Source organism: Methylocystis sp. JR02 (assembly GCF_030063565.1).
GTDB lineage: Bacteria > Pseudomonadota > Alphaproteobacteria > Rhizobiales > Beijerinckiaceae > Methylocystis > Methylocystis iwaonis.
The window spans coordinates 1,029,713-1,044,540 of sequence record NZ_JASIRC010000001.1 but is presented as its reverse complement, the minus strand read 5'-3'; the positions used below and the strand labels follow the sequence as shown (position 1 = coordinate 1,044,540).

Below are 14,828 nucleotides of genomic sequence, written 5' to 3'. Positions count from 1 at the left end.
GTGCGCGCTATTCAAACGGAAACGCTATGACTGGTTTCGTCGGCCGGAGAATTACGACAGTTGCGCCGGGCAGCGCGAAGGCGCCGGTGCAATGTCCCCTTACTCCGGCAGCCGCACCGTCGCGATCGCCAATGCCGCAATCCCCTCGCGGCGCCCGGTAAAGCCGAGCTTTTCGCTCGTCGTCGCTTTGATCGCCACCCGGCCGATGTCGAGGCCCATGATCTCGGCAAGACTCGCTCGGATGGCGTCGCGATGCGGGCCGACCTTGGGCGCCTCGCAGACCACCGTCGCGTCGATATGGGCAATCATGCCGCCGCGCGCGCGCACGAGCATGCAGGCGTGTTCGAGGAAGATTGTCGAGGCCGCGCCCTTCCACTGGGGATCGGAGGGCGGGAAATGCGCGCCGATGTCGCCTTCGGCGATGGCGCCCAGAACCGCGTCGGTAATCGCGTGCATCAGCACGTCGGCGTCGGAATGGCCGGCGAGGGAATGGCTGTGGGGGATCGACACGCCGCCGAGCCAGACCTGATCGCCCTCGGCGAAGGCATGGACGTCATAGCCCTGTCCTGTTCTAATGTCTGTTAAAACATTGGCCGTTCTAACGTCTGTTAAATTACCTGATCCGGAAGCGGCGGACGGGGCTTTGATCTGATCCATGGCGCGTGCGAAATCCTCTGGCGTCGTGAGCTTGAAATTGGCGAGATCGCCCGGAAAGACATGCACGGCGTGGCCGGCGGCTTCCGCGATCATGGCGTCGTCGGTGTATTCACGATCGGCCGCGGCGGCCGCGCGGTGCGCCGCCAGAATGAGCGGGAAGCGAAAAGACTGCGGCGTCTGCACGGCGCGCAGCCTCGCCCGGTCAGGCGTGGCGACCACAAAGCCCGCGGCGTCGATCTCCTTCACCGTGTCATTGAGCGGGACGCCCGGGACGGCGGCGCCATGGGCCCGCGCCGCCGCGATGGCGCGGGCGATGAGCGCCGGATCGGCGAAGGGCCGGGCGGCGTCGTGGATCAGCACAATCTGCGGCGCGCTCTCTCGGGCGACGGCTTCGAGCCCGTTGCGGACGCTCTCCTGCCGTGTGGCGCCGCCGAGCGCGGGCTCCGAGACGGCGGCGCGCGCCGCGTCGCTCAATTCGGCGACGCTTTGCGCATAAAGCGCACGGTCGTCCGGGTGGATGACAACCTTCAGGCGCGCGCCCGGCGCGCTGGCGCCCATCGCCTCCAGCGTGCGCGCGAGCACGGTCTTGCCAGCGAGCCGACGATACTGCTTGGGCAAGCCTTCGCCGGCGCGCGAACCGCGTCCCCCGGCGACGACGAGGATAGAGATTTCCGTTCCATCAACCATGCCGCTCCTGTGTCGCTTTTCATGCATCGCGTCAAATGTGCGAGAATGCGGCGAAATGCTATGTTGCAACTGCGAAGCTAGCTGCTTATGGTATAGGCAAGATGACTGCTGCTGAAAAATCGGGCTTTGAACCCGAGCGCGAGGCGCTGCGAATCGGGCCCGTCCGCCTTTCCGGGCGCGCTTTTCTAGCGCCTATGGCAGGCGTCACCGATCCGGCCATGCGCCGCATTGCCGAACGCTATGGCGCCAGCGCGACCGTGAGCGAGATGATCACGGCGGCGGGCGTCGCCCGGGGCGACCGCGAGACCACGCTGCGGCTCGCATCTTCCAGCAATACAAATACGGCGCCGCGCGTGATCCAGATCGCGGCGCGCGACCCGCAGGAAATCGCCGTCGCCGCGCGCCATGCCGAAGAAGCGGGCGCCGATTGGGTCGACGTCAATATGGGCTGCCCCTGCAAACGGGTGACCGGCGGTCTCGCCGGCGCGGCGCTGATGCGCGACCTCGACCAGGCCTCGGCCCTTATCGCGGCGGCGCGCGCGGCTATCCGCGTTCCGCTGAGCGTGAAGATGCGGCTCGGCTGGGACGACGCTTCGCGCAATGCGCCCGAGCTCGCGCGCCGCGCCGAGCAGGAGGGCGCCGCGCTGATCACCGTCCACGGACGCACGCGCCAGCAATTCTACAAAGGCCGCGCGGATTGGGCGGCGATTGCTCCGGTCAAGCAAGCCGTTTCGATCCCGGTTATCGCCAATGGCGATTGCGGCTCGGTCGACGACGCTGCGGAAATGCTGAGATTGTCGGGCGCCGATGCGGTCATGGTCGGCCGCGCCGCGCAGGGGCGACCCTGGCTCGTTGGCGATATTGCGCATTATCTTGGCGCCGGGCGGCGTCGCGCCGAGCCATCGCTTGCTGAGCGCAGCGCGCTCGCGCGCGAGCATCTCGATGGGCTTCTCACGCAAATGGGCGCGGAGGCGGGCCTGCGCCATGCGCGTAAACATCTCGCCGCTTATGTAGACGAGACTTTCGGCGCCGCTTGCGTCGAGGTCGCGGCGCTGCGCCACGCGCTCGTCACCACCGCTTGCGCGTCGGAGGCCTTCAGGCTGATCGACGCCATTTTTACAGAGGGACAAGAGGTCGCCGCATGAGCCTTTCGGATCGCCCCAGACGCGACGACCCCCGGCGCGGCGAGTTTACCCCGCTCAAGATCATCGACGAGCGCGGCCGTAGCTGCGTGCTCGAGGCGCTGCCGAGCGTCATTCTCACCGTCTCGCGCGAGGGGGTGATCGAGGACGCCAACGCCGCGGCCGAAAGCTTCTTCGAGCTGGGCAAGCCTTTGCTCATCGGCCAAAAGCTCGAGCGGCTGCTGCCCTTCGGTTCGCCGCTCATCACCCTCGTCCAGCATGTTCAGGACCGCGGCGCGGCGATCAACGAATATAAGGTCGATCTGGGCCGGCCGGGGCAGGAGGGCGACCGCCGCGTGGATGTCCATTGCGCGCCGCTTCCGGAGCAGGACGGGCTGGTTCTGGTTGTGCTGCAAGAACGAACAATTGCTGATAAAATAGACAGGCAACTCAGCCATCGCGGCGCCGTGCGCTCAGTTTCCGGGCTCGCGTCGATGCTGGCCCATGAAATCAAAAATCCTTTGTCCGGAATTCGCGGCGCCGCACAATTGCTGGAGAGCGGCCTGTCGGACCAGGATCGAGCGCTGACTCGGCTGATCTGCGAGGAGACCGACCGCATTGTGCGGCTGGTCGATCGCATGGAGGTTTTCTCCGACGCTCGGCCGTTGAAGCGCGAGCGCGTCAATATTCACTCGGTGCTCGATCACGTGAAGCAGGTGGCGCAGAGCGGCTTCGCCCGGCGCATCAGATTTGTCGAGAATTACGACCCGTCGCTGCCGCCGGTCTACGCCAATCGCGACCAGCTCGTGCAGGCCTTTCTCAATCTCGTGAAGAACGCCGCCGAGGCGATCGGGCTCGACGCGGTCGACGGCGAGATCGAACTTTCAACGGCGTTTCGGCCGGGTGTCAGCTTGCGCGCAATGGGCGCCCGCAGCCCCGTCGGCCTGCCGCTCGAATTCTGTGTGCGCGACAATGGCCCCGGCGTGCCCGACGACATCGCCGCGCATCTCTTCGACCCCTTTGTCACCACGAAGTCTTCCGGGACTGGCCTGGGTCTTGCTTTGGTGGCCAAAATCGTCAACGACCACGGCGGCGTTATTGAATGCGAATCCCTTCCCCGACGTACGACCTTCCGAATTCTGATGCCCATGTATCGCGCCAAAACGGAGAAGAGAGAGGCGACCCGTTCATGACGCTTCGCCAGCGGGGGAGACTGGTCTGATGACGAGAGGCGAAATTCTTGTCGCCGACGACGACGCCGCGATCCGCACTGTCGTCGCCCAGGCGCTCTCGCGCGCCGGTTACGAGGTGCGCACCACCGGCACGGCGGCGACCTTATGGCGCTGGGTGCAATCGGGCGAGGGCGATCTCGTTGTCACCGACGTGGTGATGCCGGACGAAAACGCTTTCGAGCTTCTGCCCCGCATCAAGAAGCTGCGGCCGGAACTGCCCATCATCGTGATGAGCGCGCAAAACACTTTCATGACGGCGATCCGCGCGTCTGAGCGGGGCGCCTATGATTATCTGCCGAAGCCCTTCGATCTGAAGGAGCTCGTCGGCATCGTCGGCCGCGCCATGGCCGAGCCGCGCAAGGGCGGCGAGGAGGCCGCGCCGGAAGAAATGGAGGGCATGCCGCTCGTCGGACGCTCTCCGGCGATGCAGGAGATCTATCGCTCGCTCGCGCGGCTGATGCAGACCGATCTGACCGTCATGATCAACGGCGAGTCCGGCACGGGCAAGGAGCTGGTCGCGCGCGCGCTGCATGATTACGGCAAGCGCAAGAAGGGTCCCTTCGTCGCGGTGAATATGGCGGCCATTCCGCGCGACTTGATCGAGAGCGAGCTGTTCGGCCATGAGAAGGGCGCCTTCACCGGCGCCAACCAGCGCTCGGCCGGCCGTTTCGAGCAGGCCGAGGGCGGCACGCTCTTTCTCGACGAAATCGGCGACATGCCGATGGAGGCGCAGACTCGTTTACTGCGCGTGCTGCAGCAGGGCGAATATACGACAGTCGGCGGCCGCACGCCGATCAAGACGAATGTCCGCATCATCGCCGCGACCAACAAGGATTTGCGCGGTCTGATCCAGCAGGGTCTCTTCCGCGAGGACCTATATTTCCGTCTCAACGTCGTGCCGCTGCGCCTGCCGCCGCTGCGCGAGCGCACCGAGGATATTCCTGATCTCGTCCACCACTTCTTCAAAGTGGCGGCGAGCGAAGGTCTGCCGCAGAAATATATCGAGCAGGCGGCGCTCGACCGGATGAAGAGATACCGCTGGCCCGGCAATATCCGCGAGCTGGAAAATCTCATCCGCCGCCTCGCCGCGCTGCATCCGCAGGAAGTGATCTCCGACCCGCTCGTCGAAGCGGAGCTGGACCACGAGTTGCGGCAAGCGACTGTGGATAAACAGTCTTTGCCCGGCGCCGCGCCGACGAAGGAGCTGGAGAACGGCCAGACGCTGTCGACCTCCGTCGAACAGCACCTCGCCAAGCTCTTTCGCGATTACGGCGACGGATTGCCGCCGCCCGGCCTTTATCACCGCGTCATCCGCGAGATCGAAATCCCGTTGATCTCGGCGGCGCTGGCGGCGACGCGCGGCAATCAGATCAAGGCGGCGGAGCTTCTGGGGTTGAACCGGAACACGCTGCGGAAGAAGGTGAATGATCTGGATATTCGGCTAATGCGATCGCCGAGGTGAGGGGCAAGAAGAGCACCGAGGCGGCGCTCGATTTTCGCACGTTACGACGGGACGATACAGATCAGCGCGATCGGTTCCATGTCTTTCCCGACGCTCGCGTAGCGAGCGATCGGGAATCCAGAGCCGAACCAGCGCTATTGCGGCTCTGGATTCCCGGTCGGGCTTTCAGCCCGCCGGGAATGACAAGGCCCCATGCGAGCTGTCCAAACGGAATGAGCGAGCCTGCTTTCGGAGAAGACGCGCTTCTACGCACAGGGCGCGATGAGTCGCTTAGTTTTAAGTTTCTCCTTGTTTGCCTGCCTTTATCCGCCAGATTTCGCCAATTTCCGCCATCGGCCGGGCGCTACGCCGCTCCAACTTTCGAAGGCGCGACTGAAATGCGCGGGGTCGCGGTAGCCGAGCATCATGGCGATCTCGGTGATCGACAGGTCGGGCTGGCACAGAAAGCTTATCGCCCGTCGCTGCCGCGTGTTTTTCAGAAGATCTGAGAAACTCAATCCGTGTTCCGCGAGGCGGCGTTGCAGCGTTCGTTTCGATAAGCCCATCCGACGAACGATGCGCGAAAGGTCAGGACGACCGTCGAGAAGCTCCAGATCAATCAGGGCCCCGACGTTGCCGGGCAGGTCGTCTGGAGCCGGTATGTCGAAAATGCGCGCGAGTTCGTCGGCGTCGAGGCCTCGATCCGCGCTGAGATGCGGGTTGACCGCCATGAGCAGCCGGTGATCGAAAACGATCGTTCCGGGCGCGTCGCGGATCATCGTATCGACGCCCATTTGCGCGTCGATGGAACGCCGCGCCGTTACGGGCAGGCCGCCGACCATGATTGGGCTCGGCAACCACCCCGCGCCGGCAAAATGGCGGATCATGACAATCATGTACCACAGCGCGAGCATCTCATTTTGAGGCCTTCCGTCTGTGGCGGGGTCGGCCAATTCATAGGACCAGTGGACCTCGTCGCCATATCGTCGGACGGCAAGCCGCGTCGCACTCTGCATCATATGCGGCAGACTTGTTCCCGAGCGGTGGATCGCTTCGAATAAGGTGGGCGCCTGTGTGACCCATTTGCCGTAGACCCCAAGGCCCGCGATCGAGGTTTGGCGACCAAGGCGGGCGGCGAAAGCCTCATCGCGCAGCTCACGAGACGCGGTCGCAAGCAGCCGAAAATGGTCGCGCAGCGGCAGAAGGGTGTCGGGCGACTCCAACAAACGGATGGGAAGCTCGGCGCGCTGAAAGACCCGCTCGATCGAGCCGCCGTTCTCCATGACGACGCCGGCGATCGGCCCGAGCGTGCTCGCGCGCGTATATCCGGTCCGTCGCATCGATTGCCCTCACGCGCCGTAACAAGCTTGATTTTGGCATGCACTGGCATGCCGATTTTCGGCGCGAGCATAACATTCGGCTTCCCGATCACGAACGCCTGACCGCAGAGCGCTTGCGCGTGATCAAGGAGGAAGCGTATGTGCCTTTATTGTCTCAATCTTTCCTATGGCGCCAACGCGCCCGGCGCTTTTTCGCGGCGCGACCTATTGTGGCGCGCCGCGGCGCTCGGCGTGGCCTTGCCCGTCACGGCCGCCTCGAACGCCATCTTCGCCTCTGAGCAGAGTGGCCTGGCGCCAGTGGATTTCAAAAAGGGCGTCGAAGACCTTATCGCCCGGGCGCAGTCGCCCGAGCTTGCGGGTTATCGACTCTTCCAAATCAAAGGTCCCGATCTGCCTTGGATCGATCTTGGCCTCGAGGCTGTCAAAGGTCAGCAGATCACCTTTCTCGTCACCGGGCGCTGGTGGCTGTCTCGGCAACACGACCTCTGGTTTCGTCCCGGTCTCGGGTTCCACGCCCGCACGCGCGGCAAACGGCCGATCTACAGCCCGGGCGCCGACACGGGCGCCATGACCGCTTTGCACGACGGTCCTATCGAGGTGGCTCGCCTGGCTTCGCTGCACGCCGATGAGGACGGCCGCCTAACCATTCCAGAAGACGTCTACGCCAAGGACGACCTGACAATTACCGGCGTCGCGCTGCTGTGGCGCGGAGAGGCCGCCGCGGGTCTTGCGAGTCTCGCGGCCCATGGGGACGTCGACAGTCTCTTGGCGGCGGAGCTGGCGCGCCTGCGGCATAACCGCAGGCTGCCGGAAGGCTGGTCCAATCTCTTCTTGTTCGGCGGCGGCGAGGAGAGCTTCATTCGGGACGGGAACGGCGAGATCGTCTGTGAGAGCGCGGGAAGCGCGTCGATTATCGAGCGGCCGTTGTCGCTTCCTCTCGCGTCGCGTCCAAAGCTCGGCTGGCGCTGGAAGATCGACCAACTGCCGTCCGCCGTCCCGGAGGATCAGGCTCCCGTTCACGACTATCTCTCGATTGGCGTGAAATTCGAGGATGGGCAGGACCTCACCTATATCTGGAGCGCCGCGCTGCCGACCGGCAAGGTCTTCCGCTGCCCGCTTCCCGGGTTGGAATGCGGTCGAGACCCACATGATCGTCGACTCGGGCGATAAGGGCCTCGGATCGTGGCAGGAGAGGGAGCGGGACGTCGCTTCCGACTACGCCGCCCATATCGGCGGGTCGGCGAAGGCGATCAGCCATATCTGGCTGTTGGCGATCACGCCTTTCCAGCGCCGCCGGGGCGCGTGCCGTTACGCCGACATCAGGGTCGAGACGGCTGACGGTGTGGCGCACACACTTTAGAAGCGGGGGTGTACAGGTTCGGGTCCGCTAGGGTAGCGAGCGGACCATCGAGCCTGGCTGCTTCGCGCCAAAACGGGTCTTGCGGAATCGTTCGATAACGATCGAGATGCGACTTTGTTTAACCAAGCGCCGCAAAGGCCGGTGCGTAATGGATTATGCCAGTCGCAACGGGCAAGGGCCTATCGAATGACAGAGCCATGAGGTGCGGCCCCGCATAGGGAGATGTGAAGCCACGCGCGAGGGCTGTGTCAAACCCAAACCTTTGATACAGGTCCGGATCGCCCAGCACGAAAATGCCCTGCCATCCTTCCTTTTCAGCCTCCTTCAAGGCTGAACGGACTAACGAACCGCCAATCCCTTTCCGCTGTCGATCAGGGGCGACGGCAAGCGGCGCAAGACCTAGCGCACGGAACGGGGCGTCCATTTTTGACAACATGACGTGTCCCACGACGATCCCGGATTCGACAGCGACCATTGAGATAACGGCGTCGCCATCCGACCGGAGCTGCTCGACCAACCGTGCTTCGGCGGGCGTGGGAAAAGCAGCTTCTACAATCTTTCGAATTTCAGGAACGTCAGCAGGCTCTTCGCAACGAATTATCATCTCATCATCTCTGTTTTCGAGCCGCTGCCTTGCAGCGATTACTAAGTGCAAAAGATAGGCTTGAAATTCCGGTATCGTCTCGGCCCGTTTGGCGGCCTCAGCGAATGGCCGCTTTGGGCCAAGCGCTGTCGCCGCCGATCGGAGAGCGGCGCTGGTTTGTCAGAAGACGCAGAGCAACCTGTGACGGGCGTCCCCAGGGCACCCGCACCCAGAGCGTTACGCATCTGCGACAGTCTCGCCTGCGGCCTATAACGGCCCAATGATCTATATCGGCGGGCCGGCGAAAGCGATCAGCCATATCTGGCTGTTGGCGATCAAGCCCTTCCTGCGCCGCCGGGGCGCGTGGCGCTAAGCCGACGGCTGACGGCGTGGCGTATCCGGGATAAACGTCCCATAGCGATGCGCTTGCGACAAGAATGCGGCTCTGATCTGATCCCCGGTGAAGCCGAGCACCTTCAGAACATGGTAGCGACCCAATGCCGCGAGGTAGTGAAGATGGATAACCATTTCCTGTAAAACGTCGCTGGACACTTCCAGTCCCCGTCCGTGGGGAAGAAAATTCCGTAAATCTCGGATACGCTTAAGGTCTGGATTTCCCCTGAACCCATCTTCGTTCCAAATCTTATGCAAGCGTTCGAGACGTTTAAGAAGAGAATATCCATTGGATGCTGTCCCGCTTATTCGTCTGAATAAGTTAATGTCCGCACTTGAGCCGTGTTTTTCGATCAGCGCATTCAGACGCTTCATATCCTGCTCAAAATTTTCATCCGCTCCCGATCCGAATGTGCGACGGTCAAAGTCTTCTAGGCAGCCAAGAATCTCACCGTATCCTTGAGTGATCGAGAGATCGTAGTCTTCAGCGCTCTGAATTTGGTTGGCGAGGAAGATGAGTTCGTTACTGCCTCCCGAGACGTGGTTTAGCAGCGCCTCCAACGGAACAGGGGACCGTTTCTCGAACGTCAAACGACGGCATGGGTCTGGTGGAGCGTCTCGGCGCTTCTTTCTGGGGATAGGTTGATACCAGTACTCGGCGACGACCTCGTGTTCCTCGCCATTCCACAGTCGCTTATGCGTTGTAGGGAGATAATAGATAGGCGCCTGCACCCGTGCGCCGATCAGAAATTCGAACAGAACGGAAACCCGCCCCGCTACACGAGTAACCGCGTCGAAATTGACCGGCTTGGGAAATTGCAGCTCGAGCAGGGTGTATTCCTCCAGCGTCGTGGCCTCGCCGCTGGGAACGCGGGTCGCGCTGGTAACCTTCGCCTGCGTTCCATCTGCCAAGGTGAAAGTGCGCTGCTGCGGCGGCTGAACATCGACAGAAAGGGAGGGGAGACCAGCGTCCTCGGGCCGCGACCAGTCTGGGTTGACAAGGCAAGGATTTACCCAAGCATGAAATGCCGGGTCTTCGACCGCGAGCCCCGTGAAGATGGGGGCGCTGATGTCCTCTAAGAAGACATTCCGTAGGAGGGCGTTAGCGACGAACCGCTGGGACTCCCGCATTACTGGGGTATCCATGCCGATGCTTAATCTACGGGTTCTCTGAACCCACGGCTGGATGAGTGTCGCCGGCCGCTGATAGTCCAGCCATCCTGTCAAGGTCTGGCTGCTGACGCGAAAGCCATCCTGGTTCTCGCGGCTCCCTGAAAACCGAATCGTATCGAGATATATTCCCTCATCCAAATCGAAGGTCAGGCGTCCGGGCAGGTGATCGGCTTCGTCGCTATGGTTCGGACGAACGGCGAACCATTCCTCGAAACTCTCAAGCCTCATCGGAATCTCTCATTCCGGTTCGAGGGTAACGGTTTAAGAGCGCATCGCTCACGCGGTCGGTTTCGGCGCAGATCGTGGGTGGCGCGTATTTCTCATGCCAGCCTTGTTGTCCTGGCCGACGTTGAGCCGAACGCGCTCGATTAACACCAAGCATGCGGCGGCTTTCCTAAACATCGCTACTCCGGAGCCAACCGACCGCTTCCGGCCGCATCCTCAACGTACCAACTACCCTAAGCTAGTAGTCAAGCGCGGTCGACGCCGATCGGAGAGCGGCGCTGGTTTGTCAGAAGTCGCAGAGCAACCCGTTACGGGCGTCCCCGGCGCGCCCCCACCCAAAGCGCTACGCATTTGCGACAGTCTCGCCCCCGGCCTATAACCGCCCAATGATCCAAACAGGCGAGCAAGCACTTTCCGACAGCGGCAAAAGCGCGGGCGGCCGCGCCTGGTTCGGGCCGGCGGTCGTCGTCGGCGCCGTGAGCTGTGCGCTCGCCACCTTCCTCGTCACGGCCGAGTTCGGCGTTATCTCGCCGACCGACAATCGGCTCATCCCGCTTTTCATCGCCAATGTGTTCTTCGTCGGCGTCCTTCTGGCCATGGTGGTCGCCAAGGCGATGCGGCTGTATCGCGTCTGGCGGCGCGGCGAGGCGGCGGCGCGGCTTCATGTCCGCATCGTTGGCTTCTTCTCGGTTATCGCGCTCATTCCCGCAGTGCTCCTCGCCGTCGCCGGGTCGCTGACGCTGGAGCGGGCGCTGAACCCCGCCTTCATGAATGGCGTGAAGGTCTTTGTGCACAACACCGCCCAGGCCGCCGAAGCCTTTCAATCGAGCCAGTGCCAGGCGTTGCTTCAGGAGGCGCAGCTCACCGCCTCCGACCTCGACCGGGCGCGCGTGCTCTTCATCACCGACCGAAATTATTTCCACCAGATTTTCGACTCGCGCGCCAAATTCCTCGGTTTTTCCGTCGCAGCCCTGGTGTCCTCTAACGGTCAGGTTATCGACCGGGTGGATGTGAGCCAGAACGCTTCGGCGATCGTCATCGCGCCCCCGCAGTCGGAATTCGACAATGCGCGCAAGGGCGAGCCGCTCTGCCTGATGATCGACGACGGCAAGAGCTTCGTTGCGCTCAGGGCGCTGCACGCCTTCGAGAACACCTTTCTTTACGTCACCCGCCCGATCGACCCCTTCGCCGTCGACTTCCCCAAGCAGGCGGAGAAGCTGATCAGCAATTACGACGCTTTCGACGCCTATCGCGTGGCCGTGCAGCGCGCTTTCGTGCTCATGTACGCTCTGCTGACCATGATCATGCTGCTGTCCTCGGTGTGGTTCGGCCTCGATTTCGCCGACCGGCTGGTGAGCCCGATCCGCACGCTTATCGCCGCGACTGATCAGGTTTCGGGCGGAAATCTCCAGGTGCAGGTGCAGGTCGATCGCGCCCATGGCGAGCTGGCGCGTCTCGGCGACGTCTTCAACAATATGACGACCGAGCTGAACCTTCAGCAGAGTCGGCTACTCGAGGCCAACCGGATCAACGACGAGCGGCGCGAATTCACCGAGGCCGTGCTCGCCGGCGTGCCGGCGGCGGTCATGGGCGTCGACGCGGACGGGATCGTGACCGTCCTCAACCGGTCTGCCGAGGAATTGTCGCTCAACGACGCCAAGGGACAGGCGACGGTCGGCGCCAACATCGCCGAGGTCATGCCCGAGATCGCGCCGCTTCTCACCGACGCGCTCGAGCTTTTCCCGCGCGCGGTGCAAAGTCAGGTCACGATGAAGCGCGGGACGGCCGAGCGGACCCTCAATATCCGCGTGACGTCGGCGCGCCGCGCCGAGGAAGGCGCGCCGAGCTTCGTCGTCACGCTCGACGACATTACCGACCTCGTCTCGGCCCAGCGCACCTCCGCCTGGGCCGATGTCGCGCGCCGCATCGCCCATGAAATCAAAAATCCGCTGACGCCGATCCAGCTCTCCGCCGAGCGCCTCAAGCGCAAATATGGCAAGCTGATTCAGGTGGACCGCGACGTCTTCGATCAATGTATCGACACGATTGTGCGGCAGGTAGACGACATCAAGCGCATGGTGGACGAGTTCTCCTCCTTCGCGCGCATGCCCAAAGCGCGGCCGGCGCGCGACGACATCAGCGAATGCGCCCGGCAGGTCGCCTTCCTGATGCGAGTCGGCAATTCCGACGTCGACATTGTCGAAACCCAGCTAGGGGGGCCTGTCTATGCGCAATTCGATCGGCGGCTCCTCTCGCAGGCGCTGACGAATATTGTGAAGAACGCCATAGAGGGGATCGCCGCCCGCGCGCCGCAGGACGCGGCCGAGAAGGGCAGGGTCGAAATCCGCCTGTCTGTGCGCGAGCGCATGGCGGAGATCGACGTCATCGACAATGGAAAGGGCTTCCCGGCGATCAACCGGCAACGGCTGCTCGAGCCTTACATGACGACGCGGTCGGACGGCACGGGGCTCGGTCTGCCCATTGTCGCCAAAATCATAGAAGATCACGGCGGCCGACTAGAGCTTCTCGACGCTCCCGTCGGGCGCGGGGCCTGCGTGCGGCTCGTCCTGCCGCTGGCGGACGTCGACAAGGACAACACAAACCAGCCGGAAACGGTAAACTCCTCTGAAACGAGCGGGGCCTAATGGCAAGCGACATTCTGATTGTCGATGATGAGGAAGACATCCGCGAGCTCGTCGCTGGCATTCTGAGCGACGAGGGCCATGGGACGCGCACGGCCAAGGACGCCGATGAGGCGCTGGCGGCGATCGCCGCGCGCCGGCCGCATCTCGTCTTCCTGGATATCTGGCTGCAGGGCTCGCGGCTCGACGGGCTGCAGGTGCTGGAACAGATCCAAAAGCAGCACAAGGGCCTGCCGGTGGTCATGATTTCCGGCCACGGCAATATCGAGACGGCCGTCAGCGCGATCAAGATCGGCGCCTATGACTTCATCGAGAAGCCCTTCAAGGCGGATCGTCTGGTTCTGGTCGCCGAGCGCGCGCTGGAGGCTTACCAGCTCAGGCGCGAAATCTCGGCGCTGCGCCAGAGGGCAGGGGCCTTCGACCGGATCGTCGGCTCGTCGCCGCCGGCGCATCAGCTTCAGCAGCTCATCGCGCGGGTCGCGCCTGTGAATTCTCGCGTGCTGATCATGGGCGCGCCGGGCGCCGGCAAGGAGCTCGCCGCCCGTTGCATCCATGAGGCGTCCCAGCGCGCGGATGGGCCTTTCGTGGTCATCAGCTCGGCGACCATCACGCCGGAGAATATGGAGATCGAGCTTTTCGGCCGCGAAGGGCCGGACGGCGAGCGCAAGATCGGCGCGTTGGAGGAGGCCCATGGCGGCACGCTCTTCCTCGACGAGATCGCCGACATGCCCAAGGACACCCAGGCGAAGATCCTGCGGGTGCTCGTCGACCAGACCTTCCAGCGCGTCGGCGGGTCGACCAAGGTCCAGGTGGACGTTCGCGTGATCTCGTCTTCGGCCCGCGATCTCGCCTCCGCGATCGAGGAAGGGACGCTGCGCGAGGATCTCTTCCATCGACTTGCGGTTGTGCCGGTCCGCGTGCCGTCGCTGGCCGAGCGCCGGGAGGATATTCCTGCCCTCATCGAATATTTCATGGAGAGCCTGTCGCTCGCGGCGGGCTTGCCGCGGCGCAAAATCGCCGAGGACGCCCTTGCCGTGCTCCAACTGCACGACTGGCCAGGGAACATCCGGCAACTCAAAAATAATGTTGAACGGCTGATGATCCTGACCGCCGGCGAGCCCGGCGCGGTGATCACCGCGGACATGCTGCCCGCCGATGTCGGGGAGCTGGTGCCGGCCACGCCCGCCGGAGTGAGGGGCGAAAAGCTGATGAGCCTCCCGCTGCGAGAGGCGCGCGAAGTGTTCGAACGGGAATATCTGGTGGCGCAGTTGAACCGCTTCTCCGGCAATATTTCGCGCACCGCGGAGTTCATCGGAATGGAGAGGTCGGCCCTCCACAGGAAGTTGAAGTCGCTCTCAATTGAGTAGTTATTTTAGGTAATTATGACTTAATGTTCATGCTTTACTTTAGGATTATCTGCGGCTTCCGAAGCGGGCTGGCCGACGGCCCGCATTCGATGGCTCTGACTGGGGGCCATTCCCGACGCTCGCCGTTTGGACACGCAGGGACTCTCCGCCTTCATTGCGAGGAGGCGGAGCCGACGAAGCAATCCAGGGCCGCATCGCCGCCCTGGATTGCTTCGCTTCGCTCGCAATGACGGGCTCAGTAAAACGAGCGCTCTTGTGGACGGTTGCGCTGCACAATTGCGCGTCCCTTAATTGCCCCGACGCGGCCCGAGCGCCCCTCTCGTCATTCGGGCCCTCGGTAACGCGGTCGGGTGGCGGACAGGGGGGGCTGCTTCGAGTTCATCCAGACCAAGCGAATGCTACACGCTTTGGTTGCGCAAACGCTTCGAAAGCCTTTACTGAAGCAGTCGCCCAAGCGCTAGCGTGGCCGATAGCGGTGGCTAACTTCGGCTCCATTCGACTTCCGCCTTGCGCGAAAACTTTCGAGGGGTTCTAATGGCGGCGCGGCGACCGAACTAAAAATCATAAACCGCGGGGGGCGGCGTCATACCGCTCGGCTCAACAAGAT

General features: G+C 63.1%; 11 protein-coding genes. 7 read left to right on the top strand and 4 right to left on the bottom strand.

The window, feature by feature from the left end; all coding sequences use genetic code 11:
• Window positions 1-99: 99 nt before the first annotated feature.
• The gene (locus QNA11_RS04895) at window positions 100-1,344 is read right to left on the bottom strand and encodes a bifunctional 2-C-methyl-D-erythritol 4-phosphate cytidylyltransferase/2-C-methyl-D-erythritol 2,4-cyclodiphosphate synthase (protein ID WP_283482173.1); all 1,245 of its coding nucleotides are present in this window, start codon (window positions 1,342-1,344) and stop codon (window positions 100-102) included.
• Window positions 1,345-1,538: 194 nt separating this feature from the next.
• On the opposite strand from QNA11_RS04895, the gene dusB reads away from it, so the two are divergent.
• From dusB to ntrC, 3 genes are read left to right on the top strand one after another with little or no spacing between them, the layout of a single operon-like run.
• Window positions 1,539-2,489 carry a tRNA dihydrouridine synthase DusB gene (dusB, locus tag QNA11_RS04890; RefSeq protein WP_283482172.1) on the top strand — a complete coding sequence of 317 codons (951 nt, stop codon included), beginning with the start codon at window positions 1,539-1,541 and terminating at the stop codon, window positions 2,487-2,489.
• The gene (locus QNA11_RS04885) at window positions 2,486-3,658 is read left to right on the top strand and encodes a two-component system sensor histidine kinase NtrB (RefSeq protein WP_283482171.1); all 1,173 of its coding nucleotides are present in this window, start codon (window positions 2,486-2,488) and stop codon (window positions 3,656-3,658) included. The genes dusB and QNA11_RS04885 overlap by 4 nt, the downstream gene beginning before the upstream one ends.
• 28 nt (window positions 3,659-3,686) lie before the next feature.
• Window positions 3,687-5,159 (top strand): nitrogen regulation protein NR(I), encoded by a 1,473-nt coding sequence (gene ntrC / locus QNA11_RS04880; RefSeq protein ID WP_283482170.1) that lies wholly within the window; start codon window positions 3,687-3,689, stop codon window positions 5,157-5,159.
• A gap of 302 nt (window positions 5,160-5,461) precedes the next feature.
• On the opposite strand, the gene QNA11_RS04875 is transcribed toward ntrC, so the two are convergent.
• A complete protein-coding gene (locus QNA11_RS04875) occupies window positions 5,462-6,478 on the bottom strand; it encodes a helix-turn-helix domain-containing protein (protein ID WP_283482169.1) in 1,017 nt (338 codons plus the stop codon).
• Between the two features lie 138 nt (window positions 6,479-6,616).
• Between QNA11_RS04875 and QNA11_RS04870 the strand changes: the two genes are divergently transcribed.
• Window positions 6,617-7,648, top strand: a complete 1,032-nt coding sequence (locus tag QNA11_RS04870) for a DUF3047 domain-containing protein (RefSeq protein ID WP_283482168.1) — start codon at window positions 6,617-6,619, stop codon at window positions 7,646-7,648.
• Window positions 7,626-7,838 (top strand): DUF3047 domain-containing protein, encoded by a 213-nt coding sequence (locus QNA11_RS04865; RefSeq protein ID WP_283482167.1) that lies wholly within the window; start codon window positions 7,626-7,628, stop codon window positions 7,836-7,838. Before QNA11_RS04870 ends, QNA11_RS04865 begins: the two co-directional genes overlap by 23 nt.
• A gap of 118 nt (window positions 7,839-7,956) precedes the next feature.
• Here the strand turns inward: QNA11_RS04865 and QNA11_RS04860 are convergent, their stop codons facing one another.
• Both QNA11_RS04860 and QNA11_RS04855 read right to left on the bottom strand, forming a co-directional pair.
• Window positions 7,957-8,442: a GNAT family N-acetyltransferase gene (locus QNA11_RS04860; RefSeq protein WP_283482166.1), complete on the bottom strand. Its 486-nt coding sequence runs from the start codon at window positions 8,440-8,442 to the stop codon at window positions 7,957-7,959.
• 348 nt (window positions 8,443-8,790) lie between these two features.
• The gene (locus QNA11_RS04855) at window positions 8,791-10,215 is read right to left on the bottom strand and encodes an ApeA N-terminal domain 1-containing protein (protein WP_283482165.1); all 1,425 of its coding nucleotides are present in this window, start codon (window positions 10,213-10,215) and stop codon (window positions 8,791-8,793) included.
• 383 nt (window positions 10,216-10,598) lie between these two features.
• On the opposite strand from QNA11_RS04855, the gene QNA11_RS04850 reads away from it, so the two are divergent.
• Complete coding sequence (locus QNA11_RS04850) at window positions 10,599-12,857, top strand: sensor histidine kinase NtrY-like (protein WP_283482164.1); 2,259 nt, start codon at window positions 10,599-10,601, stop codon at window positions 12,855-12,857.
• The gene (ntrX, locus tag QNA11_RS04845; protein ID WP_202071748.1) at window positions 12,857-14,221 is read left to right on the top strand and encodes a nitrogen assimilation response regulator NtrX; all 1,365 of its coding nucleotides are present in this window, start codon (window positions 12,857-12,859) and stop codon (window positions 14,219-14,221) included. Before QNA11_RS04850 ends, ntrX begins: the two co-directional genes overlap by 1 nt.
• The last annotated feature ends 607 nt before the right edge of the window (window positions 14,222-14,828 follow it).